25 protein-coding genes are annotated in these 25,139 nt (G+C 66.7%); 11 read left to right on the top strand and 14 right to left on the bottom strand.

Features of this window, described 5'->3' with window-relative positions; all coding sequences use genetic code 11:
• Positions 1 to 154 precede the first annotated feature (154 nt).
• Complete coding sequence (phnA, locus tag HMPREF3115_RS27370; RefSeq protein ID WP_070556920.1) at positions 155 to 1,393, bottom strand: phosphonoacetate hydrolase; 1,239 nt, start codon at positions 1,391 to 1,393, stop codon at positions 155 to 157.
• Between the two features lie 209 nt (positions 1,394 to 1,602).
• On the opposite strand from phnA, the gene HMPREF3115_RS27365 reads away from it, so the two are divergent.
• The 5 genes from HMPREF3115_RS27365 (at position 1,603) to HMPREF3115_RS27345 (ending at position 8,200) form a co-directional block, all read left to right on the top strand.
• Positions 1,603 to 2,658 (top strand): putative 2-aminoethylphosphonate ABC transporter substrate-binding protein, encoded by a 1,056-nt coding sequence (locus tag HMPREF3115_RS27365; RefSeq protein ID WP_006407232.1) that lies wholly within the window; start codon positions 1,603 to 1,605, stop codon positions 2,656 to 2,658.
• A gap of 91 nt (positions 2,659 to 2,749) precedes the next feature.
• Positions 2,750 to 3,841: a putative 2-aminoethylphosphonate ABC transporter ATP-binding protein gene (locus HMPREF3115_RS27360; protein WP_070556918.1), complete on the top strand. Its 1,092-nt coding sequence runs from the start codon at positions 2,750 to 2,752 to the stop codon at positions 3,839 to 3,841.
• Positions 3,838 to 5,565: a putative 2-aminoethylphosphonate ABC transporter permease subunit gene (locus HMPREF3115_RS27355; RefSeq protein ID WP_065494413.1), complete on the top strand. Its 1,728-nt coding sequence runs from the start codon at positions 3,838 to 3,840 to the stop codon at positions 5,563 to 5,565. The genes HMPREF3115_RS27360 and HMPREF3115_RS27355 overlap by 4 nt, the downstream gene beginning before the upstream one ends.
• 46 nt (positions 5,566 to 5,611) lie before the next feature.
• Positions 5,612 to 6,742 (top strand): 2-aminoethylphosphonate--pyruvate transaminase, encoded by a 1,131-nt coding sequence (locus HMPREF3115_RS27350; RefSeq protein ID WP_070556916.1) that lies wholly within the window; start codon positions 5,612 to 5,614, stop codon positions 6,740 to 6,742.
• A 69-nt stretch (positions 6,743 to 6,811) separates the two neighbouring features.
• Positions 6,812 to 8,200, top strand: a complete 1,389-nt coding sequence (locus HMPREF3115_RS27345; RefSeq protein ID WP_070556914.1) for an FAD-dependent oxidoreductase — start codon at positions 6,812 to 6,814, stop codon at positions 8,198 to 8,200.
• A 118-nt stretch (positions 8,201 to 8,318) separates the two neighbouring features.
• Here HMPREF3115_RS27345 and HMPREF3115_RS27340 read toward each other — a convergent pair whose 3' ends face one another.
• Together HMPREF3115_RS27340 and HMPREF3115_RS27335 are read right to left on the bottom strand one after the other, a co-directional pair.
• The gene (locus HMPREF3115_RS27340; RefSeq protein ID WP_006416651.1) at positions 8,319 to 9,044 is read right to left on the bottom strand and encodes a phosphonate utilization associated transcriptional regulator; all 726 of its coding nucleotides are present in this window, start codon (positions 9,042 to 9,044) and stop codon (positions 8,319 to 8,321) included.
• 136 nt (positions 9,045 to 9,180) lie between these two features.
• Positions 9,181 to 10,827: an L-lactate permease gene (locus HMPREF3115_RS27335; RefSeq protein WP_070556912.1), complete on the bottom strand. Its 1,647-nt coding sequence runs from the start codon at positions 10,825 to 10,827 to the stop codon at positions 9,181 to 9,183.
• A gap of 362 nt (positions 10,828 to 11,189) precedes the next feature.
• On the opposite strand from HMPREF3115_RS27335, the gene HMPREF3115_RS27330 reads away from it, so the two are divergent.
• Positions 11,190 to 11,501 carry a DUF4148 domain-containing protein gene (locus HMPREF3115_RS27330; RefSeq protein ID WP_070556910.1) on the top strand — a complete coding sequence of 104 codons (312 nt, stop codon included), beginning with the start codon at positions 11,190 to 11,192 and terminating at the stop codon, positions 11,499 to 11,501.
• 84 nt (positions 11,502 to 11,585) lie between these two features.
• Here HMPREF3115_RS27330 and gshA read toward each other — a convergent pair whose 3' ends face one another.
• The 3 genes from gshA to ada form a co-directional block, all read right to left on the bottom strand.
• Positions 11,586 to 13,199 carry a glutamate--cysteine ligase gene (gshA, locus tag HMPREF3115_RS27325; protein ID WP_070556908.1) on the bottom strand — a complete coding sequence of 538 codons (1,614 nt, stop codon included), beginning with the start codon at positions 13,197 to 13,199 and terminating at the stop codon, positions 11,586 to 11,588.
• 282 nt (positions 13,200 to 13,481) lie between these two features.
• The gene (locus HMPREF3115_RS27320; RefSeq protein ID WP_006407244.1) at positions 13,482 to 14,453 is read right to left on the bottom strand and encodes a DNA-3-methyladenine glycosylase family protein; all 972 of its coding nucleotides are present in this window, start codon (positions 14,451 to 14,453) and stop codon (positions 13,482 to 13,484) included.
• Positions 14,450 to 15,547 (bottom strand): bifunctional DNA-binding transcriptional regulator/O6-methylguanine-DNA methyltransferase Ada, encoded by a 1,098-nt coding sequence (gene ada / locus HMPREF3115_RS27315; protein ID WP_054317179.1) that lies wholly within the window; start codon positions 15,545 to 15,547, stop codon positions 14,450 to 14,452. Before ada ends, HMPREF3115_RS27320 begins: the two co-directional genes overlap by 4 nt.
• 378 nt (positions 15,548 to 15,925) lie before the next feature.
• On the opposite strand from ada, the gene HMPREF3115_RS27310 reads away from it, so the two are divergent.
• The gene (locus HMPREF3115_RS27310) at positions 15,926 to 16,339 is read left to right on the top strand and encodes a VOC family protein (RefSeq protein ID WP_006407247.1); all 414 of its coding nucleotides are present in this window, start codon (positions 15,926 to 15,928) and stop codon (positions 16,337 to 16,339) included.
• Between the two features lie 24 nt (positions 16,340 to 16,363).
• Here the strand turns inward: HMPREF3115_RS27310 and HMPREF3115_RS27305 are convergent, their stop codons facing one another.
• The 3 genes from HMPREF3115_RS27305 to speG all read right to left on the bottom strand — a co-directional run bounded on the left by HMPREF3115_RS27305 (position 16,364) and on the right by speG (position 18,453).
• Positions 16,364 to 16,918 (bottom strand): YaeQ family protein, encoded by a 555-nt coding sequence (locus tag HMPREF3115_RS27305; protein WP_065494406.1) that lies wholly within the window; start codon positions 16,916 to 16,918, stop codon positions 16,364 to 16,366.
• A gap of 191 nt (positions 16,919 to 17,109) precedes the next feature.
• Positions 17,110 to 17,457: a surface attachment protein Sap1 gene (sap1, locus tag HMPREF3115_RS27300; RefSeq protein ID WP_006401763.1), complete on the bottom strand. Its 348-nt coding sequence runs from the start codon at positions 17,455 to 17,457 to the stop codon at positions 17,110 to 17,112.
• A 453-nt stretch (positions 17,458 to 17,910) separates the two neighbouring features.
• Positions 17,911 to 18,453 carry a spermidine N1-acetyltransferase gene (speG, locus tag HMPREF3115_RS27295; protein WP_006411849.1) on the bottom strand — a complete coding sequence of 181 codons (543 nt, stop codon included), beginning with the start codon at positions 18,451 to 18,453 and terminating at the stop codon, positions 17,911 to 17,913.
• 150 nt (positions 18,454 to 18,603) lie between these two features.
• Here speG and HMPREF3115_RS31830 point away from each other — a divergent pair, with 150 nt between their 5' ends.
• Positions 18,604 to 18,774: a hypothetical protein gene (locus tag HMPREF3115_RS31830; protein ID WP_006407250.1), complete on the top strand. Its 171-nt coding sequence runs from the start codon at positions 18,604 to 18,606 to the stop codon at positions 18,772 to 18,774.
• A 79-nt stretch (positions 18,775 to 18,853) separates the two neighbouring features.
• Positions 18,854 to 19,102, top strand: a complete 249-nt coding sequence (locus HMPREF3115_RS27290; protein WP_006407251.1) for a DUF2795 domain-containing protein — start codon at positions 18,854 to 18,856, stop codon at positions 19,100 to 19,102.
• Positions 19,103 to 19,541: 439 nt separating this feature from the next.
• Here HMPREF3115_RS27290 and mnmE read toward each other — a convergent pair whose 3' ends face one another.
• Positions 19,542 to 20,936 carry a tRNA uridine-5-carboxymethylaminomethyl(34) synthesis GTPase MnmE gene (gene mnmE / locus HMPREF3115_RS27285; protein ID WP_070556906.1) on the bottom strand — a complete coding sequence of 465 codons (1,395 nt, stop codon included), beginning with the start codon at positions 20,934 to 20,936 and terminating at the stop codon, positions 19,542 to 19,544.
• Positions 20,937 to 21,269: 333 nt separating this feature from the next.
• Between mnmE and HMPREF3115_RS27280 the strand changes: the two genes are divergently transcribed.
• On the top strand, positions 21,270 to 21,704 hold the full coding sequence (locus HMPREF3115_RS27280) for a transcriptional regulator (RefSeq protein WP_070556904.1): 435 nt from the start codon (positions 21,270 to 21,272) through the stop codon (positions 21,702 to 21,704).
• Positions 21,705 to 21,806: 102 nt separating this feature from the next.
• On the opposite strand, the gene yidC is transcribed toward HMPREF3115_RS27280, so the two are convergent.
• From yidC to rpmH, 4 genes are all read right to left on the bottom strand, one after another.
• Complete coding sequence (gene yidC / locus HMPREF3115_RS27275) at positions 21,807 to 23,465, bottom strand: membrane protein insertase YidC (protein WP_035489466.1); 1,659 nt, start codon at positions 23,463 to 23,465, stop codon at positions 21,807 to 21,809.
• An 8-nt stretch (positions 23,466 to 23,473) separates the two neighbouring features.
• The gene (gene yidD / locus HMPREF3115_RS27270; protein WP_035489464.1) at positions 23,474 to 23,740 is read right to left on the bottom strand and encodes a membrane protein insertion efficiency factor YidD; all 267 of its coding nucleotides are present in this window, start codon (positions 23,738 to 23,740) and stop codon (positions 23,474 to 23,476) included.
• Between the two features lie 76 nt (positions 23,741 to 23,816).
• A complete protein-coding gene (gene rnpA / locus HMPREF3115_RS27265; RefSeq protein WP_012214387.1) occupies positions 23,817 to 24,278 on the bottom strand; it encodes a ribonuclease P protein component in 462 nt (153 codons plus the stop codon).
• 15 nt (positions 24,279 to 24,293) lie between these two features.
• A complete protein-coding gene (gene rpmH, locus HMPREF3115_RS27260; RefSeq protein WP_004198824.1) occupies positions 24,294 to 24,428 on the bottom strand; it encodes a 50S ribosomal protein L34 in 135 nt (44 codons plus the stop codon).
• 418 nt (positions 24,429 to 24,846) lie between these two features.
• Here rpmH and HMPREF3115_RS27255 point away from each other — a divergent pair.
• Positions 24,847 to 25,139, top strand: a 293-nt coding sequence (locus HMPREF3115_RS27255) for a DnaA N-terminal domain-containing protein (RefSeq protein ID WP_305367020.1), incomplete at its 3' end; no start/stop codon positions are given.

Raw genomic sequence — 25,139 nt, 5'->3', positions numbered from 1 at the left:
TGCCGACGAGCGTGCCGTCGTAGGGGTTGCACACGTCGATCGTCGCGTCGCGACGAATGCGCTCGCCATCGATCCGGAGCGCTTCATGACGAACGTCGCAGGCTGCCGTCGATTCTGCAATGGCATTCATGGGTGTCTCCTTCCCGATGCGGGCTTAGCGCAGATGGTTGAGCGCGATGTCGATGATGTCGAAGTTGCGCAGCCGCGCGCGGCCCGCGACGTCGGCGCTCACCGGCTGGCTGAAGATCAGCGGCACGATCTGCTCGGAGAGCCCGCCGTGCGAGCGCAACGGCACGTCGAGGCCCGACAGGTCGTGCCTGATGCGGCGCGTGCCGAGCACGACGTCCGATTCCGAGATCACGATCAGGTCGCCCATCCGGTCGGGCGGCAGCTCGAAACGCGCGCAGCCTTCGGCGCCGCTCAGCACGAGCTCGATACCGTCGACGGCAGCGAGCCGCGCGCGCAGCGCGTCGACGTCGGCCGACGCGGGCACGTAGACGGTCGCGAACGAGCCGAGCGCGCCGTGGTGCACGACGTACGGATCGGTAATCGGCAGAATCACGCGCGCCGCATCGTGGCCGAGCCATTCGTCGAACAGCTCCTGCAGATAGATCACGTTCGGCTCGCCGGTCTCGCCGTCGTGCTTCGCGTTCATGCCGTGATCGGCGGTGATCGCGACGATCGCGCCGAGCTCGTCGAGCCGCTTCAGATACGCATCCATCATCTGGTAGAACGCATTCGCGCCGGGCGTGCCGGGCGCGCACTTGTGCTGCACGTAGTCGGTCGTCGACAGATACATCAGGTCGATCGGCCGCGTCTCGAGCAGCCGCACGCCGGCCGCGAACACGAACTCCGACAGCTCCGCGCTATACACGCTCGGCACCGGCCGCCCGACGAGTTCGAGCACGTTGTCGATGCCGTTTTCGTCGAGGTTCGCCTCGTCGGCCTTCTCCGACGAAAAGCAGATGCCCTTCAGCCCCTTGCCGAGCAGCCTGCGCAGCTTGTCCTTCGCCGTGACGACCGCGACGCGCGCGCCCTGCTCCGCGAACGTCGCGAGCACGGTCGGCGCGACCAGGTACTTCGGGTCGTTCATCAGCACCTCGGCGCCGGTGTCGCGATCGTAGAAATAGTTGCCGCTTATCCCATGCACGGCGGGCGGCACGCCTGTCACGATCGACAGATTGTTCGGGTTCGTGAAGCTCGGCACCACGCATTCGCCCTTCAGCGCCGTGCCCGGCTTCAGCAGCGTGCGCAGATACGGCGCGACACCGGCCTCGGCGGCCCGCTCCAGATACTCGTACGCGCAGCCGTCGACGCACACGACCACGACCGGACGACTCATCCACTTGTAGCGGCGGCCGTTCACTTCCACGGAAACAGGCGTTTCAGTCATGACATTGAGTCCTTTCGGTTCGAACAACGATTGAGCTGCCGGCGCCCGCGCCGCGCCGAGGAGGTGTTTTCCATGCTTGACATTAAAATCGACGATTTGTAGATTGTCAACAACATGCAAAGAACAGCAGGCAGAGTACCGACAACAAAGAGAGGGCAGGTCTTCACTTAACCGCCGCGTGCCGCGGCGTCACAGTCAAGGGGTCTGAGATGAACGAAGTGCCGGTATGCAAGCGTGTGAAGGCATGGGCGGCGGGCGCGGCCCGCTGCGCCCTGGTCGCGGCGATCGCGCTCGGCGCGGCTCAGGCGGCGCACGCGAAAACGTCGCTGCTCGTCTATACCGCGCTCGAAGACGAGGCGATGAAGCCGTACAAGGATGCGTTCGAGAAAGCGAACCCGGACATCGAGATCCGCTGGGTGCGCGACTCGACCGGCTCGGTCACCGCGAAGCTGCTCGCCGAAAAGAACAATCCGCGCGCGGACGTCGTGCTCGGGCTCGCCGCGTCGAGCCTCACGCTGCTGGATCTGCAAGGCATGCTGATGCCGTACGCGCCGAAGGGCTTCGAGCAGCTCACGCGCAAATACAGCGACGCGAACAATCCGCCGCACTGGGTCGGGATGGACGTCTGGGGCGCGACGATCTGCTACAACCGCGTGGTCGGGCAGGCGAAGGGCATTCCGAAACCGACGTCGTGGGAAGACCTGACGAAGCCCGTCTACAAGGGCGCGATCGTGATGCCGAGCCCCGTGTCGTCGGGCACCGGGTATCTCGACGTGACGGCGTGGCTGCAGACGTTCGGCGAAGACCGCGGCTGGAAATTCATGGACGCGCTCGACAAGAACGTCGCGCAGTACGTGCACTCAGGCTCGAAGCCCTGCACGCTCGCGGGCACCGGCGAATTCCCGGTCGGCATCTCGTTCGAGTTTCGCGGCCACGAACTGCAGGCGCAGGGCGCGCCGATCGATCTCGTGTTCCCGAAAGAAGGGCTCGGCTGGGACATGGAAGGCACCGCGATCATGAAGACGACGAAGCAGCCCGACGCCGCGAAAAAGCTCGCCGATTTCATGGCGAGCAAGCAGGCGAACGAAATCACCGCGCGCTGGTGGGCGATCGTCGCGTATCCGGGCGTCGCGCGCAAGCTTGCCGGCATTCCGGACAACTATGCGGATCTGCTCGTGAAGAACGACTTCGTCTGGTCCGCGAAGAACCGCACGTCGATTCTCGACACGTGGCAGAAGCGCTACGGAGCAAAAGCGCAGCAGTAACGCCGCGACCCGCAGCGGGGCCGCGCCGCGCGCCGCCCCGCGTCCCTTTCCTCGTCGAACGCGGCCTGCAGGCCGCAGCGTGGAGGCGCGCATGGCACCTTATCTGAGCGTAGAACGCATCGAGAAGCGGTACAACGACACGCAGGTCCTGTCCGACATCAACCTCAGCGTGATGAAGGGCGAAATGATCTGCTTCCTCGGGCCGTCCGGCTGCGGAAAGACGACGCTGCTGCGCATCATCGCGGGCCTCGAGACGCAGAACGGCGGCCACATCATGCAGGACGGCCGCGACATCTCGCGGCTGCCGCCGCAGCTGCGCGACTACGGGATCGTCTTCCAGTCGTATGCGCTGTTTCCGAACCTCACCGTCTACGACAACGTCGCGTACGGGCTCGTCAATCGCAAGATGAAGCGCGACGCGATCCACGAGCGCGTGCATACGCTGCTCGCGCTCGTCGGCCTGCCCGACTGTCATCGCAAGCATCCGGGCCAGCTGTCGGGCGGCCAGCAGCAGCGCATCGCGCTCGCACGCGCGCTCGCGACGTCGCCGGGCCTGCTGCTGCTCGACGAGCCGCTCTCGGCGCTCGACGCACGCGTGCGTGTGCGGCTGCGTCAGGAGATTCGCGCGCTGCAGCAGCGGCTCGGCGTGACGACGATCATGGTCACGCACGATCAGGAAGAAGCACTGTCGATGGCCGATCGCATCGTCGTGATGAACCAGGGCGTGATCGAGCAGATCGGCACGCCGCTCGAGATCTACCGGCAGCCCGCGTCGCCGTTCGTCGCCGATTTCATCGGCCGCGTCAATACGATTCCGGCCGAGGTCGCGCACGACGGCACGCTGCGCGCGGGCGGCGTCGGCATCGACTGCCGGCACGGCGCCGCACGGCCGGCGCAGGGCGCGGCCGTCTCGGTGTACGTGAGGCCCGAAGACCTGCGCATCCGCGTCGCCGGCGAAGCGGCCGACAACGTGCTCGCGGGCCGCGTCGAGAAACTCGAGTTCCTCGGCGCGTTCTGCCGCGTGAGCTTCCGGATCGACGGGCTCGACGGCCAGGAGATCGTCGCCGATCTGTCGTATCGCGACGTCGACCGCACCGGCGTGTGCGCCGGCGCGCGCGTCGATCTCGCGCTCGATCGCGAGCATGTCCGTGTGTTTCCCGTTGCCCAGGAGCGACTGCAATGAGCGCCGTCCTCGCCGAGCGCCGCCGCGGCGCTACCGCCCCCGCCGACGTGCGGCAGATCACGCACTGGCACGATCGCGTCGCGCAGCTCGCGCTCGTCGCGATGGCCGCGCTGCTGTCACTGTTCCTGCTGCTGCCGCTCGCGCTCGTCGTGCATAAATGCTTCGTCGATGCGGACGGCCATTTCGTCGGCCTGCACAACTTCGTCACGTATCTCGAGGACAGCGCCGTGCTGCGCTCGATGCTGCATTCGTTGACGGTCGGCGCGCTCGTCACCGCGATCGTCGTGCCGATGGCGTTCACGTTCGCCTATGCGCTCACGCGTTCGTGCATGCCGTTCAAGAATGCCGCGCGCACGATCGCGCTGCTGCCGCTGCTCGCGCCGACGCTGCTGTCGGCCGTGTCGTTCATCTACTGGTTCGGCAACGCGGGGCTGCTCAAGCCGCTGCTGCACGGTCACTCGATCTACGGGCTGCCGGGAATCGTCGTCAGCATGGTCTACGCGTCGTTTCCGCACGTGCTGATGATCCTCGTCACCGCGCTGTCGCTCGCGGACGGGCGCCTGTACGAAGCGGCCGCCGCGATGGGCACGAGCCGCACGCGCAAGTTCTTCACGATCACGCTGCCCGGCGCGAAATACGGGCTCATCAGCGCGACGATGGTGTCGTTCACGATGTGCATCAACGACTTCGGCGTGCCGGTCGTGATCGGCGGATCGTACAACGTGCTGTCGACCGACATCTACAAGCTGATCATCGGGCTGCAGGACTTCAACCGCAGCGCGGTCGTGAGCCTGATGCTGCTGTGCCCGGCGCTCGTCGCGTTCGGCGTCGACTACTTCATCCGCCGCCGCCAGCAGTCGCAGCTCGGCGCACGCTCGACGCCGTATCAGCCGAAACCGTCGCGCGGCTTCGATCTCGCGATGTTCGCGTACTGCGCGATCGTCTGTGCGTTCTTCCTCGCGGTCGTCGGGATCGCGGTGTTCGCGTCGTTCGTGAAGTTCTGGCCGTACCAGATGAGCGTCGGGCTGCAGCACTATCGGATGGGACTCATCGCGGCCGGCATCTTCGACGCGTACAAGAACAGCCTGAAGATGGCAGCGACCGTCGCGATCGGCGGCACGATCGTCGTGTTCGGCGGCGCATACCTGATCGAGAAGACGCGCGGCGCGCGCTGGCTGCGCGGCTTCATCAGCCTGTGCGCGATCCTGCCGATGGGTGTGCCGGGGCTCGTGCTCGGGATCAGCTACATCTTCCTGTTCAATGCGCCCGGCAATCCACTGAGCGGGCTGTACGGCACGCTGTGGCTGCTTGCGATCGTCACCGTCGTTCACTACTACGCATCGAGCCACCTCACCGCCGTCACCGCGCTGCGGCAGATCGACGGCGAATTCGAGGCCGTGTCGGCGTCACTGAAGGTGCCGTTCTACAAGACCTTCGTGCGCGTCACGGTGCCGGTGTGCCTGCCCGCGATCCTGCTGATCGCGCGCTATCTGTTCGTGAACGGGATGACGACCGTATCGGCCGTCGCGTTCCTCTACTCGCCGGAGACGCAGCCCGCGTCGGTCGCGATCCTGAACCTCGACGATGCGGGACAGATGGGCCCGGCCGCCGCGATGGCGACGCTCGTGCTCGCGACGTCGTCGTGCGCGTGCCTGTTGTTCGCCTGCGTGTCGCACGTGCTGCTGCGTCGCACGCAGGCTTGGCGCACGCCGTATCGCCGCTGATTTCCCGATGCACCGATCCGATGCCCGACTTCCTCAAGGAGAAACCATGACGCTCGCCGATCAGCCCATCCTGCTCACGCCCGGCCCTCTGACGACCTCCGCGCGCACGCGCGACGCGATGCTGCGCGACTGGGGGTCGTGGGACAGCGACTTCAACGCGATCACGGCGCGGCTGCGTACGCGGCTCGTGCAGATCGTGCACGGCGAAGACACGCACGAATGCGTGCCGCTCCAAGGCAGCGGCACGTTCTCCGTCGAAGCGGCGATCGGCACGCTCGTGCCGCGCGACGGCCACGTGCTGGTGCCGAACAACGGCGCGTACTGCCAGCGCATCGCGAAGATCTGCCGCGTGCTCGGCCGCCGGCTGACGACGATCGACTACAGCGAAGACCGCCGCGTCGATCCGGCCGACGTCGATCGCGCGCTCGCCGCCGATCCCGGCATCACGCACGTCGCGCTCGTGCACTGCGAGACGGGCACCGGCGTGATGAATCCGCTGCACGAGATCGCGCAGGTCGTCGCGAAGCACGGCCGCGGGCTGATCGTCGACGCGATGAGTTCGTTCGGCGCGATCGAGATCGATGCGCGCACGACGCCGTTCGACGCGGTGATCGCGGCGTCGGGCAAGTGCCTCGAAGGCGTGCCGGGCATCGGCTTCGTGATCGTGAAGCGCAGCACGCTCGAACGTTGCGAAGGCAACTGCCATTCGCTCGCGATGGACCTGTACGACCAGTGGGTCTACATGCAGCGCACGACGCAGTGGCGCTTCACGCCGCCGACGCACGTCGTCGCGGCACTCGACGCGGCGCTCGCGCAATACATCGACGAAGGCGGGCTCGCCGCGCGCGGCGGCCGCTATCAGCGCAACTATCGTGCGCTGATCGACGGGATGCGCGCGCTCGGCTTCCGCCCATTCCTCGATCCGGCGATCCAGGCGCCGATCATCGTCACGTTCCATGCTCCGGACGATCCGAAGTACGACTTCAAGACCTTTTATCAAGAGGTCAAAAAGCGCGGCTACATTCTGTATCCGGGCAAGCTCACGCAGGTCGAGACGTTCCGCGTCGGCTGCATCGGCCACTTCGGCGAAGCGGGCATTCCGGGCGCCGTCGCCGCGATCGCCGACACGCTCAAGGCGATGGGCGTGCAGCGCATGTCCGCCGAAGCGGCCGCGTGATGCATGCCACACCGACACCGTTCGGGCCGTGCACGCGCGCGGCCCTCCACTCAACCGGCTGAACTTTCGATGCGACCTTTCTGGATCGAACAAGCGCTGTTCAACGACGGCGATCTCGCGCCCGCACTGCAGGGCGCGACGCAGGCGGACGTCTGCATCGTCGGCGGCGGCTTCACCGGACTCTGGACCGCGATCCAGACGAAGCGGCAGAATCCGGCGCTCGACATCGCGATCGTCGAGAGCGACCTGTGCGGCGCCGGCGCGAGCGGCCGCAACGGCGGATGCCTGCTCACGTGGTCCGCGAAATTCCTGACGTTGCGGCGATTGTTCGGCGAGGCCGAGGCGATCCGGCTCGTGAAGGCGTCGGAAGCGGCCGTGCAGCACATCGCGGACTTCTGCCGCGAGCATGCGATCGACGCGGAACTGCGGCGCGACGGCACGCTCTACACCGCGACCTCGCCTGCGCAGATCGGCACGCTCGCGCCGGTGCTCGATGCGCTGGCCGCGTGCGGCATCCACAGCTACGAGCCGCTGCCGCCGGCCGAGGTCGCGCGCCGCTCGGGGTCCGCACGCAATCTGGACGGCGTGTACTCGCCGATCGCGGCGACCGTCCATCCGGGCAAGCTCGTGCGCGGCCTGCGCCGCGTCGCGCTCGCGATGGGCATCCGCCTCTACGAACGCACGCCGATGCTCGCGTTTACGCCGGGCCAGCCGGTGGTCGTGCGCACGCCGTGCGGCAGCGTGACCGCGAAGAAACTCGTGCTCGCCATCAACGCGTGGATGGCGAGCCGTTTCCCGCAGTTCGAACGGACGATCGCGGTCGTCTCGAGCGACATGGTGATCACCGACCGATGCCCGGAGCTGCTCGAACGCACGGGGCTCGTCGACGGCGTGTCGGTGCTCGACTCGCGGATCTTCGTCTACTACTACCGGACGACGGTCGACGGCCGGCTGATGCTCGGCAAGGGCGGCAACACGTTCTCGTGGCGCAGCCGGATCGCACCTGTCTTCGATCGCCGCTCGCCGTACGAGAGCGAACTCACGCGAAGCCTGCACGCGTTCTTTCCGTCGCTCGCCGGCGTGCCGATCACCGCGAGCTGGAACGGGCCGTCCGACCGTTCGGTGACGGGCTTTCCGTTCTTCGGCCGGCTCGACGGCGCGCCGAACGTGTACTACGGCTTCGGCTATTCCGGCAACGGCGTCGGGCCGACGTACATGGGCGGGCAGATCCTGTCGTCGCTCGTGCTCGACGCCGACAACGCATGGACGCGCAGCCCGCTCGTGCGAGGGCCGCTCGGCCGCTTCCCGCCGGAGCCGCTGCGCTACGTAGGTGCGCATGTCGTGCGCAATGCGATCCGCCGCAAGGAACGCGCGGAAGACGAAAACCGACGGCCGGCGGCCGTCGACACGTGGCTCGCGAAGTTCGCGAGCGCGGCAGGCAAGGCCGACAAGGAATGATTCGCGCGTCGCGCGCCGCCGCAGCAGTAGATGAAAAAAGGGACGCCGGAAAAGCGTCCCTTTTTCATGCCGCGTGACTTGCGTACGCGGCGCGGTGCACGGCCGCGCGTGCCGAGCGCTACGCGCGCGCCTTCTCGCGCGCCGCCTTGCCGGCCGCCGGCAGGCCCTGCTCGTGCGTGCGCCGCATCCGCGCCAGACCGTGCGCGACGTGCTCGCGCACGAGCGCGACGGCCTTGTCCTCGTCGCCGTCGGCGAGCGCCTGCACGATCTTGTCGTGCTCGGCCGCCGACACCGCGATCGCATCCTCTTCCGCCTCGATCGCCGCCTGGCGGAGCAGCCCGAGCTGCCGGACGAGCCGGCGATACGTATCGGTGAGATGCGTATTGCCGACGCCGACCACCATCGCATCGTGGAACTGCACGTTGAGCTCGGTATAGCGCGTGACGTCGTGCGTCTTCGCGGCCTCCTTCATCGACTTGACGATGCCCTTCAGGATCTTCAGCGTGTCGGCCGACATGCGCTTCGCGAGCGCGCGCGCGACCGATTCGTCGAGCATCGCCCGCACCTCGTAGATTTCCTCGGCCTCGCGCAGCGGCACGACGCGCACGGTCACGCCGCGGTTCTTCTCGTTGCGCAGCAGGCCGGCCTGCTCGAGCGCACGGAACGCTTCGCGCACCGGCCCGCGTGACACGTTCAGCTTCGTCGCGATCTCGACTTCGTTCAGCTTCTCGCCCGGTGCGTACTCGCCGGATACGATCGCGCGCTCCAGCATGTCCTGGACGATCATCGCGAGCGACTGGCTTTGCAGGAGTTCGATGGCGTTCAGCGCGTTCGGGGCAGTCATGGTCGGGCAGGCAGCAAGGCTGCGGCAGGAAACAGGGGCGCCATATCGGCGAATGATCCCTGTATACCCTTAGCCCGACATATTGTCAACAGTTTTCAGTTTCCAAAAAGCTTGCGCCGCCGCGGCGGCGCAGCGCTCACTTCGGCAGCGCCGGGATCATCCATGTGAGCACGTGCTGCTGCAGGAAGACCAGCACGCCGAGCAGCAGCGTCAGCACGACGCTGTGCCAGAACGTGCGCGCGAACACGATCCCTTCGCGCCCTTTCAAATCGGTCGTCGACACGCCGGTCGCGATATTCTGCGGCGAAATCATCTTGCCCATCACGCCGCCCGACGAATTGGTCGCGGCCATCAGCACCGGATCGAGGCCAAGCTGCCGCGCGGCGACGACCTGCAGATTGCCGAACAGCGCATTGCCCGACGTATCGCTGCCCGACAGGAACACCGCGATCCAGCCGAGCGACGCCGACACGAGCGGAAACAGCGCGCCCGTCGATGCGACGCCGGTGCCGAGCGTATAGCTGATGCCCGAGTAGTTGAGCAGGTACGCGAGCCCGACGATCATCATCACCGTGACGATCGCGATCCACGTCTGCCGCCACGTTTTCACCACGCACTCGAAGAACGCGCCGACGCCCGTGCGCGTGAGCGCAGCCGTGATGATCGCCGACACGAGGATCGCGGTGCCCGTGCCGAGCGGCTGGAAGTCCCAGATCGCCGCATACGGCTTCTGGTACAGCGACACGAACACCGCATTGTGCAGCCCCGGCCACTTGATCTTCACGTCGCCGATCGCCGCGATATTCGCATGCACCCACACGATCACGACGACCGACACGACGATCCACGGCAGCCAGCCGCCGAATCCGGCGCGCATGCCGCTGCCGCCCGTGCCCACACCCGCGCCGCGTGCGAGCGAGAACTGCGGATCGGGCTGCGGCTTCCACATCTGGAGGAAGCCGATCGTGACGATCAGCGACGTGAGCGACGACAGCACGTCCGTCAGCTGATAGCCGAGATAGTTCGAGGTGACGAACTGCGCAAGCGCGAAGCTGCCGCCCGACACGAGCAGCGCGGGCCACAGCCGCGCGATCGAACGCATACCGCCGTACGCGCCGACCACGTAGAACGGCAGCAGCAGCGCGAAGAACGGCAGCTGGCGGCCGACCATCGCGGCAAGCGTCGTCGGCGGCAGCGACGTGACGGCGCCGAGCACCGTGATCGGCACGCCGAGCGCGCCGAACGCGACCGGCGCGGTATTGAACAGCAGCGTATAGGTCAGCGCTTCGAGCGCGGGAAAGCCGAGCGCGATCAGCAACGCGCTGGTGATCGCGACCGGCGTGCCGAACCCGGAGATCCCTTCGAGCAGACAGCCGAACGAGAACGCGACGACCAGCAGCACGAGGCGGCGGTCGTCGGGCAGATTGTCGAGCATCCATTGCCGGAACTGGTCGAAGCGGCCCGACTTCACCGCGATGTTGTACAGCAGCAGCGCGTTGAAGACGATCCACATCACGGGCACGACGGCGAGCGCCATTCCGGCGCCGACCGCATCGAACGCGAGACCGGCCGGCATCCCCCACGCCCCGATCGCGACCGCGAGGCCCGCGACGAGCCCGGCGAGCGACGCCTGCCACGCAGGGCGGCGCAGCACACCGAGCGCGATCAGCGCGACGGCGATCGGAATCACGGCGACGAGGAACGAGAGCAGCAGCGAGCCGGCGACGGGCGTCAGCGGCTGCGCGAAGACGATGCCGGGCGGTAGAGCGACTGTGGGATTCATCGTGTCTCCTCTGGATGGACGACGAGCCGATCGATCGGCCGCTTGCGCATGCAACGGTCTGCGTCGCCAACCGATCGGTCGCTTAAAAGAGGTTAGGAGCCACGTGCCGCTTGTACAAGGGAGGACAAGCCCGAGGCCGGCCGCTGTGCGCGGCCGTTCGCCGACGCGCAGCGGGCAGCGCGCTGACAGGCACGACAGCTACGCGCGCGTCGCGTCGCGCCGCCGCAATGTTGCGTGTCGAACAAAGGAGCCTGTCTGCGAGCGGGATGTTTCGTTGGGCGTCCGAAGTCTAGACTCGCTGCATCGAATCCGGCCGCGCCGCCGACGGCGCCGCGCCGGCATGCCATGGAGCCAAACACGATATGAACACGTTGAAACAGGCCATATGTGCTGCGCTGCTGATCGGCTCGACGTGCGCGGCGCACGCGCAGCCCGCATCGCGGCCGCTGACGCGCGCCGAGGTTCGTCAGGAACTCGCCGAACTGCAGGCGGTTGGCTATCGCGCGAGCCTCGCCAGCAGCCCGAACTTCCCGGACGACATGCAGACGATCATGCGACGCGCGGCCGCTGCGCGCGAACGCGCCGGATACGGCGACACCGGCCGTGCAAGCATCGAGTCGGGCAAGCCGGCGCTGCCGCGCGCAGCCGATCGCGAGACGTACGCGCACCACTGATGGCGCGCCGCACGTGCTGAGGCGCTCGCAGCAAGATCGCCCCGCGCGCGCCGACGTGCGCGGCGCAGTGCGCCGCGACGCACGTCAGACGCTGAAGCGGTTCAGCGTATATGCGCGATAGGCCGCGACGAACGCGTCGAACGATCCGGCCTCCTTCGCTTCCAGCTCCGCCTGCTCGGCGAGCGACTGCTCGGCCAGTGCGGTCGATGCGCGCATCGCGTCCGCCGACGGCGGATGCGCACGGTAGTACGCGGCATGCGCTTCGCTCTGCGCGCGCGCGAACGCGAGGAACGACTGGCCGTTCTCGCGCATCGTGCGCAGCACACGCGCCGACGGCGTGCGTTCCGGATCGGCGAGCTTCTCGCGCTGCGCGGCGATCGCGCGCGCATGCGCATCGTCGCCGCGAATCTCGTCGAGACGGCGGCCGATCGTTTCGATGTCGGCCATCAGCGCATCGGCCCACGCGCGCATCGCGATCGGCTCGCCGTCGCGCGTCAGCATCAGTCCCGGCTTGCGGCCTTCCATCGTCACGCTTGCGAAGTTCGCATTCGCTTCCTTGTACGCGTCGCAGTCGAGCGTCGGGCTCGCGTCGAGCGCGCATGCGAGCAGAAACGCGTCGAGAAAGCGCGCGGTGTCGATCGCGATGCCGGTCGGCTCGAACGGATCGATGTCGAGGCAGCGCACTTCGATGTACTGCACGCCGCGCGACGCGAGCGCATGCAGCGGACGCTCGCCCGAATACGTGACGCGCTTCGGCCGGATCGTCGAGTAAAACTCGTTCTCGATCTGCAGCACGTTCGTGTTGATCTGGATCCACTCGCCGTCGCGATGCGTGCCGATCGCCTCGTACGGCGGATACGGTTCGCTGACGGCCTTCGACAGCGCGTCGAGATAGCCGGGCAGCGTGTTGTAGTCGACGTGCAGCGCAGCCTGTGCGGTCGTGTTCGAGTAGCCGAGATCGCTCATGCGCAGGCTCGTCGCATACGGGCGGTACAGCGTATCGGCGTCGAACGCTTCGAGCGTGTTCGGCTTGCCGCGCAGGAACCTCGTATCGAGCGCGGGCGATGCGCCGAACAGATACATCAGCAGCCAGCTGCGGCGCCGGAAGTTGCGGATCAGCGCGAGATAGCGCTCGGACTGATAGTCGACGAGCGTCGCGGTCGATCCTTCGTCCGCATGCAGCCGCCGCCACACTTCCTCGTGCAGCGAGTAGTTGTAGTGGATGCCCGCGATGCACTGCATCGTGCGGCCGTAGCGATACGCGAGGCCGCGGCGATACACCGTCTTCAGGCGACCGATGTTCGACGTGCCGTAGTTTGCGATCGGGATCTCGTCGTCGGCCGGCAGCAGGCCGGGCATCGAGTTGTTCCACAACAGCTCATCGCCGAGCGACGCGTACACGTAGCGATGCAGTTCGTCGAGGCGTTCGAGCGTCAGCGCGGCGTCTCCTTCCGCGGGGGTGATCAGCTCGAGCAGCGCTTCGGAATAATCGGTCGTCAGCGACGGATGCGTGAGTGCCGATCCGAGCGCGCGTGGGTGCGGCGTGAACGCGATCATCCCGTCGCGCGTCACGCGCAGGCTTTCCTTTTCGATGCCGCGCAGGCCGTCGGGCAGATGCTGCCGCGTCGGGCCCGTGCTCAGCGCATCGAGGCGATTCAGCAGCAGTTCGGGCTGGCGGTGAGTCATGGTGTTCGACATGGATGCGCAAGTGCGGGACGGCCGCAGGACGATGCCGCGCGGCCGGCTGGATTATTGGTCGCTTCGTTGGTAGCGGGCACTTTAACATCTCGCCGAAACACGCGCTTGAGGTGCGCCGGCACGCGCGCGGGCGTGAAATCGACGGTCCGGGCGCGAGGCGTGCGGCGTTGCGCCGACGTTATGCAGCACGCAGCGAGGCGGCTGCGCAGGCGGTTGCGGATTCGTCCGACGGAACGCGGCGCGCGGCCATCGTACGCAGCGCCGGTTCCGATGCAATAGCGGCTAGCCGCCGCGCGCGGCACCCATCCGGTCCGCGACCTCGTTCCACAGATGCAGCGCCGCGTACGCGCGCCACGGCCGCCAGCCCTCGGTGCGCTGCTTCTGGCTCGCGAGCCGGCCGAGCGACGGATCGCGCGCGGCGATCGACTGCATCAGGACCAGATCGGACGCGGGCCACGCGTCCGGATCGCGCCATGCGCGCATCGCGATGTATTCGACCGTCCACGGGCCGATGCCGGGCAATTCGAGCCACGCGGCGCGCAGCGTCGCGAGATCGGCCTGCGCGGTGTCGACCGGCACGTCGCCGGCCGCGACCGCGCGCGCCATCCCGGTTAGCGCGGCCGCGCGCTTGCCCGGCATGCCGATCTTCGCGAGATCGCACGTGGCGAGCGCGTCCGGCGTCGGAAAGCGCCAGGCGGGCGCACCGTCGGCCGTATCTGCATCGTCATGCAGCACGCGTTCGCCCGCGCGTTCGACGAGCCGCCCGACGATCGTCGTCGCGGCCTTCACGCTAACCTGCTGGCCGACGATCGCCCGCACCGCCAGCTCGAAACCCGACCACGCGCCGGGCACGCGCAGCCCCGGCGCGGCCGCGACGAGCGGCGCGAACCACGGGTCGCGCGCGAGCCCGCTGCCGATCGCGGCCGGGTCCGCGCCGAGATCGAACATCGACGCGACACGCGCGGCGAATGCATCGTCGACGTGGCGCGCCGCCGCGCCTTCGACGGTCGCGATCAGACAATGCCGACGCGGATGCCGCGTCACGGTGAGCCGGCCCGGTTCGCCGTGTAGATCGACGATGCGTCGATAGACGCCGTGCGCGACCTGCTCGACGCCGGGGATCGCGCGGCCGCTGAAAAAGCGCAGCACGCGCGGCCAGTCGTACGGCACCTTGAAGCGCAGTTCCAGTTGCGCCGACGGCGGCACGTGGCCGCCGTCCGCTGTCGATGCGATCGTTGCGATTTCGATGCTCAAGCTGTGCTGTCCTCCTCGATGGCGGCCGTGGCCGGTTCGTCGTCGCGTGCGCGGCGCGCTTCGGATGCGAGCAGCGTCGCCTTGCGGCGCACGCCCCACCGATAGCCGGCGAGCGCGCCGCCCTTTTGCACGACACGATGACACGGAATCGCGAGCGCGACCGGATTCGACGCGCACGCGGACGCAACCGCGCGCACCGCGCCCGGCGCACCGAGCGCTGCGGCGATCTCCGAATAGCTGCGCGTCTCGCCGTACGGAATATGCGTGAGCGCTTCCCAGACGCGCTGCTGGAACGCCGTCGGCGCGATGTCGAGCGGCAAGTCGAAGGTGTGCCGCGTGCCGTCCAGATAGGCGCCGATCTGCGCGATGAACGGTGCGAGCCGCGCCGGCGATTCGACGAGCTCGGCCCGCGCGAAGCTCGCCTTCAGTTCGTGCACGAGCGCAGCCGGTTCGTCGCCGAACGCGATCCGGCAAATGCCTTTGTCGGTCGCGGCGACGAGCACCGTGCCGAGCGACGTCGGCGCGGTCGCATAGTCGATCCGCAGCCCCGCGCCTTGCCGGCGAAACGCGGACGGCGCCATCCCGAGCTCGCGCGGCACCGACGCGTAGAGCCGCGACGGCGAATTGAAGCCGGCGTCGACCGCGGCGCGCGTGACGGGCTGCCCGCGCTGCAGCGCCTGGCGCAGCGCGGCGCCGCGCTGTGCGGCCTGGTATTGCCGCGGCGACACGCCGACGACGCGCTTGAACAGCCGCTGAAGATGAAACGGGCTCACATGCACGGCGTCGCTCAGCTGCTGCAGCGTCAGCCGCTCCGAATGGGCATCGAGCACCGCGCAGGCGCGATTGACGATCTCGAGCTCGCGCGGCAGCCCTTCCGGCTGACAGCGCTTGCAGGGCCGGAAGCCTGCCGCCCGGGCGGCGGCCGGGTCGTCGAAAAACGCCACGTGCTCGCGGCGCGGCAGCCGCGACGCGCAGCTCGGACGGCAGAACACGCCCGTCGTGCGGACTGCGTAGAAAAACGCGCCGTCCGCGTGCGGATCGCGGGCAGTCACGGCGCCCCAGCGGGCATCGTCGGTCGGATAGGCGGTTTTCATCGTAACCTCGCACTCTCGAGTGTAGACGGTGCCCACTTTAGGCGCCGGCACGTACAGTCGCGCGCCGAATCTTGCGCTGTCATCCGCGGCGCAAATCGGGGCCGCAAGCGACGCCGCCTGTCATCGCGCCGTCACAATTTTGCTGCACTGCGGGTGCGACAAAACGCCGTCCTGACGTTTTTTTACACACACGATATTGCATCGCACCATTCGTATGTGTATAGTGGTTCCTGTCTCCTCCATGTCTCCTCCTGATATGGATTAAGCCCGTTCCGCGTGAACGGGCTTTTTTTCGTCCGTCGATTGTGCCGCGTTCCGGCCGATGCGCGTGCGTGGTCTACACTCGATGAACCTTGCCTGGCGAAGGAGCGTTCGTCCATGAAACCGACCCTGCGCGGCATCGACCACGTCGTGCTGCGCGTCACCGACATGGCCGCGATGACGCGCTTTTACTGCGATGCCGTCGGCTGTCACGTCGAGAAGGAGCAGCCCGATCTCGGCCTCGTGCAACTGCGCGCCGGCGACGCGCTGATCGACCTGCTCGCCGTCGGCAGCAAGATCGACCGCGCCGACAGCGGGCCGCCCGGCGCCGGGCGCAACGTCGATCACGTGTGCCTGCGCGTCGAACCGTTCGATCCCGACGCGCTGATCGCGCACTTCGCCCGTTTCGGTGCGCGGCCCGGCGAGCCGATCGAGCGCTACGGCGCCGGCGGCTACGGGCCGTCGATCTACCTGTTCGATCCGGAAGGAAACATGCTGGAGTTCAAGGGGCCGCCTGCCGTCGTCGGCTGAGCGTGCGGGCCGCGGATGGCGCGCTCACGCGTCGGCGCGCGCCTTCAGCGTCGTCCATTCGACCGCGACCGGATCGTGATCGGCGCTCGAGATCCACGCGGCGCCGTCCTGCACCGTGCACTGCAGGCGCATCGTGCGCTCCGCGAGGCGGCCAAGCGCGGCCGCGACGCCTTCCGCGAGCGACAGCACCTGCACGTTGCGCAGCCGCTCGACCTTGCTGCGCACGCCCTGCCACCAGATATCCGACGTCTTCCCGCCGTACGCGATCACCGTGACCTGTGCGGCGCGGCCCGCTGCCTTCGCGATGCGCCGCTCGTCGGGCTGGCCGACCTCGATCCATGCGTCGATCGCGCCGGTCAGATCCTTCTGCCACAGATCGGGCTCGTCGGTGTCCGACAATCCCTTGCCGAACTCGAGACGCTCGTGCGCGAGCAGCGCGAATGCGGCGATCCGCACCATCATCCGTTCGTCGGTTTCGGACGGATGACGCGCGACCGTCAGCGCATGATCGGCGTAGTAATGCCGATCCATGTCGGCGATTTGCAGTTCGGCTTTGTAGATCGTGGATTTCAGCGCCATGCGGATGCGGCCCGGGGCGGGCATTCGGTTCGGTCGGGCCGTGATGATACCGAATGCGTGCGGCCGCGCGTGTCGCCGCATGCCCACAGCACAACGGCCCGGCATCGCCGGGCCGCGTCCGATCCGCGCCGCCGGCTCGGCGAGCCGGCGCACGCGGTGCCTGCCGCGTCGCGTCGTCGTGCGACTGCGCGTTACTGCTTGATGAAGCGCGCGTCCGTCCAGAGACCTTGCTGGTCGCTGTTGTCCGCGCTGACGAACTGCACGTCGCCGTGCTCGACCGACACCACGCGGAAACGCTGGCCTTCCGGTACCGACAGGCAACGGAAGTCGTCGAAGTACTGCTGCTTCGCCTGGGCCTTGCCGTCGCGTTCGTGACTCAGTACGGAATCCAGATTGTCTTTCGACAGGCAGCCCCAGGCATTCTTCGTCAACTGGATTTCCTGCTTCGGCTGAACGGCTACATCGCCGCCCGCCTGGGCAATCGACACCATCGCACACGCGCCGACGAGGGCAAGAAAGACACCGGTACGCTTCATCATGTTTTGTCTCCAGGCTTGCGGGCACCAGGCTGGGGTTAGCTATGTGTTTAAAGGTGATCGTGAACCCGCGTTTTTCACTTTAGAAGACCGGCAAACGATAGCAAGCACATTTGTTGTGCGATCGCAATAGCGGCGAATTGTCGCACCCTGCGCGCGAGCGTTTTTTGGCGTCGGCAACGCCCGCCGCGCTTCGGTTACACGGCGGCCGGATTGATGGCGACAGTTCGCAGAGCGTTACGGGGCAAGGCTTTCAACGCAGTTACAGCGCACGGCATGAACGGTTTGGATAATCCATTTCGATGTCCCGACCATTTTGATGCAACGCACATAAAGTCGTGCGACGCGCTGCCCGATTATTGCGCTGCGCTATCCGATTTACATCATTCAAGAAAAATGCCAGAAATAAGCCGATCCGTATTTATCCGGATCGGCCCGGCCATTCGCGCGGTTCGATTACGCCGCTTGCTGCTTCGCAAAATAGTCGCGCTGGAAGATGCACATCCGATACGCGTTGTGATACGTGCCGTTGCCGAAAAATTCTTCCTTCAATTCGGCCTCGTGCTGAAAACCGCACTTTTCGTAGATGTGAATCGCCGCCGCGTTCGACGTATCGACGATCAGATACAGCTTGCGCAGGTTCAGCACCTTGAACGCGTACTCGATCGCGAGCCGCGTTGCCTGCCCCGCATAGCCGCGTCCCTGACGCTGCGGCGCGATGATGATCTGGAACTCGCCGCGGCGATGGATGTAGTCGAGCTCGATCAACTCGACGAGCCCGACCAGTTCGCCCTGCGTGTCGACCGCGACGAAGCGGCGTTCGCGCTGATCGTGCACGTGGCGGTCGTACAGCTGCGACAGCTCGGCGAACGTTTCGTACGGTTCCTCGAACCAGTAGCGCATGATTTTCGCGTCGTTGTTCAGCTCGTGAACGAAGCGCAGGTCCTGACGTTCCAGCGGGCGCAGCGCAAGCGTATGGGTCTCGTTCTGAAGTTGCATATTCGCGTCCTTTTTTGGGGCCGGCGTGTGCGTCGAACGCGTGCGTCCGCTGTCGCGGCCGCCGCGCGGCGCGTTGTAAGAAGTTGAACGCCGGCGAAGTTCAGAGCCTAGAATGGGAGCAAGGGTTCCTGCCACCGCAAGGAGGCTATCGTGATCGAGCATGTCATTCTCGGCATCTTTCTCGTGCTGCCGCTCGTCATTGTCGCAGCGCTGTTTTCCGACGAACTCTGGCAGGAACATCGCCGCCAGCATCCGCGCGACGAACACGCGCCGCATATCGACTGGAAGCATCCGTGGCGCCGCGTGCGTCGCGGCCACTGAATCGCCCGCCGCCCGGCGACGCGCCCGCGGCCGCGCCGCCGCGCGGCGGCCTCATCTGCCCCGACCGCGAGATTCCGACGTGAACGACAAACTGCCCACTCCCGCACACGACATTCCGAACGAAGCGATCGATCTGCAAATCGCCGACGTGCTCGCCGCCGTCCGCTACCCGGCGAACAAGGACGCGATCGTGGACGCCGCGCGCGACGCCGGCGCGAGCAACGAAGTGCTGTCGATGCTCGACGGCCTGCCGGAGCAGGATTATCCGGACGTCGATGCCGTCACGCGCTGGGTCGCCGGCAATTTCGGGCCCGGCATCGGCACCTGAGGCGACGCGCGCGCACGCCGCCGCCGCGCCACGCGTCCTGCGCGTCCTTTTTGCGGCCCGACAGCTCGAAACGTCAGCGGTTTCGGCGATTTGTTACGGTCATTCTGACCGGAATAATGCGCCGTTACGCAATGGACGCCGGGGAAACGAATCCTTACAGCCGGTGTTCGGGGCGCTCGCTATGCTGGGTTCCATATCGAATCCAGCGGGTGAACGCGATGAAAAAGACTCTGTTGCTGATTGCCGGTGTGGCCGCGTTGCTGAGCGGCTGCATCGTCGTGCCGGACGGCGGCTATTACGACGGCGGGTATCACCATCATCATCGGCATTGGGACTGATGCCGATGCCGCGCACGGGCGCTTCGGCAACGCGATGACGCCCCGCTTGCCGCGCCTCGGCGCGCGGCGTTGAAGGTGAAGTGATGGCGGCGATTGCCGCGTCACTTCCCGATGCAAAACCTGCTGAAGATCACGCCCAGCAGGTCGTCCGAAGTAAATTCCCCCGTAATCGCATTGAGCTGTTCCTGCGCGAGCCGAAGCTCCTCCGCGAACAGATCGAGCGACTGCGCACGCTGTTCCGCATGCTCGGCCGCGCGCGCGAGGTGATCCTGCGCGGCGCGCAGCGCGATCAGATGCCGCTCGCGCGCGAGATACACGCCTTCCGCGCCGGCCTGCCAGCCGGCGATGCGCAGCAGCTCCGCACGCAGCAGGTCGATCCCGTCGCCGCGCTTCGCGGATAGATGCACTTCGGTCAGATCGCCTTCCGCGGTCGGATGTGCAACCGATGCCGGCACGCCGGTCAGATCCGTCTTGTTCAGCACGCGCACGACCGGCACGCCGGCCGGGAAACGCGCGGCGATTGCGTCGTCGTCCGCGGTCATCCCGGTGCGCGAATCGAGCAGATGCAGCACGACGTCCGCGCGCTCGATCTCGCTCCACGTGCGCGCGATCCCGATCCGCTCGACCTCGTCCTCGGTCTCGCGCAGGCCGGCCGTATCGATGATGTGCAGCGGAATCCCTTCGACCTGGATCGTCTGCGCGACCTTGTCGCGCGTCGTGCCGGCGATCGGCGTGACGATCGCGAGCTCCGCGCCGGCCAGCGCGTTCAGCAGCGACGACTTGCCGACGTTCGGCTGCCCCGCGAGCACGATCGACAGCCCTTCGCGCAGCAGCGCGCCCTGCCGCGCATCGCCGAGCACGTGCGCGAGCTGCGCGCGGATCTTCGCGAGCTTGCCGCGTGCGTCGGCCGCTTCGAGAAAGTCGATTTCCTCTTCCGGAAAATCGAGCGTCGCCTCGACCAGCATCCGCAGATTGATCACGTCGTCGACGAGTGCATGAATCTGCCGCGAGAACGCCCCGTCGAGCGAGCGCCCGGCCGAGCGCGCGGCTGCCTCGGTGCTTGCCTCGATCAGATCGGCGACCGCTTCGGCCTGCGCGAGATCGAGCTTGTCGTTCAGAAATGCGCGGCGCGTGAATTCGCCGGGCTCCGCGAGCCGCAGCCCGACCGCGCGACCGACGTCGAGGCAGCGCTGCAGCAGCAGCTGCATCACGATCGGGCCGCCGTGCCCCTGCAGTTCGAGCACGTGCTCGCCCGTATACGAATGCGGCGCCGGGAAGTACAGCGCGATGCCGCGATCGAGCGGCGCGCCCTGCGCGTCGAGGAACGGCACGTAGCTCGCATGGCGCGGCGCGAGCCGCTGACCGCATAGTGCATCGATCATCGGCAGCGCCGCCGCCTCGCCGCCGCGCCCGAACGATACGCGGACGACGCCGATGCCGCCCCGGCCGGCAGCAGTGGCAATGGCGACGATCGGATCGGAATCGGTAGCGAGCATGGGGATCGGAGGCGGTGATCAGGCAGTCAGTGGTGCGCCCGCGCAACAGGTCGGGCAAACGAACGCCGGCATTGTAGCGCGCCCGCACCCGCACGGCGGGCGCATCTGGCCGTTTCAGACGGTATCGAATTTATCCCGGTGGGGATAAGCCGTGTCTCAGTCCCGTACACTGTCGCGCGACGCGCTTCGGACCGGTATGCCGTCCGGCGCGCATTCGCGCCCGCTCGTTTCGTTCCGCACCCGCCGGTCGTCAGATTTGGATTCGTCTGCATAGGATATGTTTATCCCATGCAGTTGTCTGAAACGGGTCGGCGGAATTGCACAATCCCGTCCATGCCGACACCCGAAGAAAAAGCGGCGTTCTCGGAACGCCTGAAATTCGCCTTGCGGCGCAGCCCGGAAAAGATCGCCGGTGCGACGGAGCTTGCCAACCGCTTCAATCTGCGTCATCGCGGAACGCATCCGGTTTCGCCGCAGACCGCGCACAAATGGCTGACGGGCCGCACCATTCCGACGCCCGACAAACTCGAAACGCTCGCCGAGTGGCTGCGCGTCGAGTTGCACTGGCTGCACTACGGCCCGTCGCCGAGCGCGGGCGATCATGCGACGCCGCAACCGCTGCCGCGCGACGAACGCTATCCGCCGACACCGGAGACGATCGAGCTCGCATCGAAGATCGAAGCGCTGTCGCCGCATCAGCGTTATCTGGTGCAGGAACTGGTCGAGCAGTTCTACGGCGAACCGAAGGGCGACGCAAAGAAACCGTGACCGGCGCGCCAAGCGCCGCCTGAAAACAAAAAGCCGCATGGCGGAACCATGCGGCTTTTTTGCATGCGCGGCGCGCGGGCAGATCGCGCGCGCGCCGTTTTGTCATGCGGGCTTCTTCTTGACGCCGCCGAGCTTGCGCGTGATGTAGTACTGCTGCGCGATCGACAGCACGTTGTTCACGACGTAGTACAGCACGAGGCCGGCCGGGAAGAAGAAGAACATCACCGAGAACGCGATCGGCATGAACTTCATCATCTTGGCCTGGACCGGATCCGGCGGCGTCGGGTTCAGGCTCGTCTGCACGTACATCGAGACGGCCATCAGCACCGGCAGGATGAAGTACGGATCGCGCTGCGACAGATCGTGAATCCACAGAATCCACGGCGCGCCGCGCATTTCGACCGACGCGAGCAGCACCCAGTACAGCGAGATGAACACCGGGATCTGAATCACGACCGGCAGACAGCCGCCGAACGGATTGACCTTCTCGGTCTTGTACAGCTCCATCAGCGCCGCGTTCATCTTCTGCGGATCGTTCTTGAAGCGTTCGCGCAGCGCCTGCATCCGCGGCGTGATTTCCTTCATGCGCGCCATCGACTTGTAGCTCGCCGCCGACAGCGGGAAGAACACGGCCTTGATCAGCAGCGTGAGCAGCACGATCGCCCAGCCCCAGTTGCCGACGTAACTGTGGATCTTCTCGAGCAGCCAGAACAGCGGCTTCGCGATGATCGTCACCCAGCCGTAGTCCTTCACGAGTTCGAGGCCCGGCGCAATGCCTTCGAGCATGCGCTCTTCTTCCGGACCGGCGAACAGGCGCGCCTGCACGTCGACCGACTGGCCCGGCGCGATCGCGGCGACCGGCTGCTTCACGCCGACGCGGTACAGCGACGGATCGATCTTCTCCGCGTAAATGTCGCGCTTCGCGCCCTGCTGCGGAATCCACGCCGACGCGAAGTAGTGCTGCACCATCGCGACCCAGCCGTTGTCGGCGGACGTCACGTAGTCGGCCTTGTTCTTGTCGAGGTCGCTGAAGTTGATCTTCTGGAAGTGCTTCGCGTCCGTGTACACCGCCGGCCCGAGGAAGGTATGCGAGAACATCGGCGTTTCGACGGCCGTGTTGTCGCGCACGAGTTCCATGTAGAGCGTCGGCGTGACGGGCGTCGTGCCGACGTTGTCGATCTTCGTGTCGACGCCGATCACGTAGCTGCCGCGCGTGAACGTGTACGTCTTCACAACCTTCACGCCGCCCTTCACCGGCGACTCGAACGACAGCTTCAACGTGTTCTGGTCGCCCGACAGCGACGTCGGGCCCGCATTGACCTGCGTATAGACGTCGTTGTGGTTCGGGAAGTCGCCGAGCAGGCCCGTGCGCGCGAGGTACGTGTGGCCCGCCGTGTGGTCGAACAGCGTGATGTACAGATCGGGCTGCTTGCCGTCGCCCTGCTTCTTCAGCGTGAGCTTCGCGAGCGTGCCGCCGCGCGTGTCGATTTCGCCGTCATACACGTCGGTCGAGAACTTCACGAGCTGCGCCTGTGCGGCGGGCGCCGTCGTTGCAGGCGCGGCGCCGGCAGCGGGCGCCGGCACGTTGCCGGCCGTCGTCGTCGCGCCGGTGCCGGACGCGCCGCCGGCAGCCGCGGGGGCCGTCTGCGTGGCGCTCGGGAAGAACATCGACGGGCGTCCATGGGACCGCTGCCAGTTGTCGTACAGCATGACAGCTGACATGAAGAAGATCACCCATAGGACGGTGCGTTTGATATCCATGCGTTGTCTCAGAGTCGATGGGACTGCGCGTCGGCGTCGCCGTGCGCGCGAGTGTCGGAGTTGGGCGGCGGGACGAGGTCGACGCCGCCCGCGGAAAACGGATGGCATCGGCACACGCGCCTGACGGCGAGATACGTGCCGCGCGCGGCGCCATGATACTGGATTGCCTCGCGCGCGTAATCCGAACAGGAAGGATAAAAACGGCAACGGTTGCCGAGCAGCGGACTCACGGCAACCTTGTAGAAGCGCAGCAAGGCGGTCAATACCGTTTTCATACCTGGGGCGACGCCGTTCGGCGCCGCGTCAAAACCGGCCGCGCGGGCGCGAACGCCGCGCTTCGGCACGGATGCGTCACTCGGACGCGGGCTTCGACGCGCGGCGGGCGATTTCCCGGGCCGCTCTGTCGAGCAGCTCGCGGATTTCGGCCGCGCACATCGCCGCGAGCGGAGCGGAAGCCGCGCTCGGCAGCGCTTTCTTGTCGAAGCGCGTGTGCTGCCGCAGCAGCAGGTCGTATCCCGCGAATTCGGCCCGCCGCACGCGAAACGCTTCGCGCGCAAGCCGCTTCACGAGATTGCGCGTCACGGCACGCGGCGCGTACTTCTTGCCGACGACGAGCCCCAGCCGCGCGGGCTGGCCGGTCGGCTTGCCGTAGATCACGAAATGCGCGGAGCGCCGCCACGGGCGCAAACGAAAAACGGATGAAAATTCATCCGTTTTCAGAAGTCGCGCAGCTTTCGGGAAGGCGGCTTTCGTCTGCAACGGATTCGCACCCGGTTCGACGGCACCCTCCGCAGGGCTGCGGACGGCGGACACAGCGCGCAACCCGCCTTAGATGGCGAGGCGCTTGCGGCCCTTCGCGCGGCGAGCGTTGATGACCTTGCGGCCGCCTGCCGTCTTCATGCGGACACGGAAGCCATGGGTGCGCTTGCGGCGCGTCACGGACGGTTGGTAAGTACGTTTCATGATGCTCTCACTTGTTCGAGAATGTCGAAATTCAGGGGACCGCGTGCCCTTACCGGACGCCTTCGGGCGAACGCAATCGCCGGAAATACAGGATTGGTTTTCGCGGAACCCGCTATTTAAACCGTTTTTCTCTTGACGGTCAATACTTTACGGTGCTTGCGCCTGTGCCGGCCCTCGCCGATCCGGCCCCGCGACCCGCAATCGCACCCTGTGGATAAGTCCCGCTGTGACCGCGTTTGGCGTTAGAATCTCGCCTTATCTCCAAGAATCCCGCACGCCGCTTCGGCTCGCGCCTGCCTCGCCCCAGACCGTGACGCAGGCGCCCGAAGCACGCTCGCACGCCGCTTCGGGCCTTGTTGCGCGACCGCGACAAGGGCGCCGGCGAGTCGCTGTGCACGCATAAAACGACAGTCATTTGATGAACGATTTCTGGCAACACTGTTCCGCACTGCTGGAGCGCGAATTGACGCCCCAGCAGTACGTGACGTGGATCAAACCCTTGGCCCCGGTGGCCTTCGATGCGTCGGCGAACACGCTGTCCATCGCTGCGCCGAACCGCTTCAAGCTGGACTGGGTCAAGAGCCAGTTTTCGGGTCGGATCGCCGATCTGGCCCGCGATTTCTGGAACGCGCCGATCGAAGTCCAGTTCGTCCTCGATCCGAAGGCCGGCATGCGCAGCCCGGCGGCCGGCGCGGCGCCCGCTGCGCCGCG

Origin of the sequence: Burkholderia sp. HMSC10F09, assembly GCF_001806955.1 — a bacterium.
In the GTDB taxonomy this organism is placed as follows: domain Bacteria; phylum Pseudomonadota; class Gammaproteobacteria; order Burkholderiales; family Burkholderiaceae; genus Burkholderia; species Burkholderia multivorans.
Note: the sequence above shows the minus strand (reverse complement) of the source record. Positions and strands in the feature narration are given on the sequence as shown.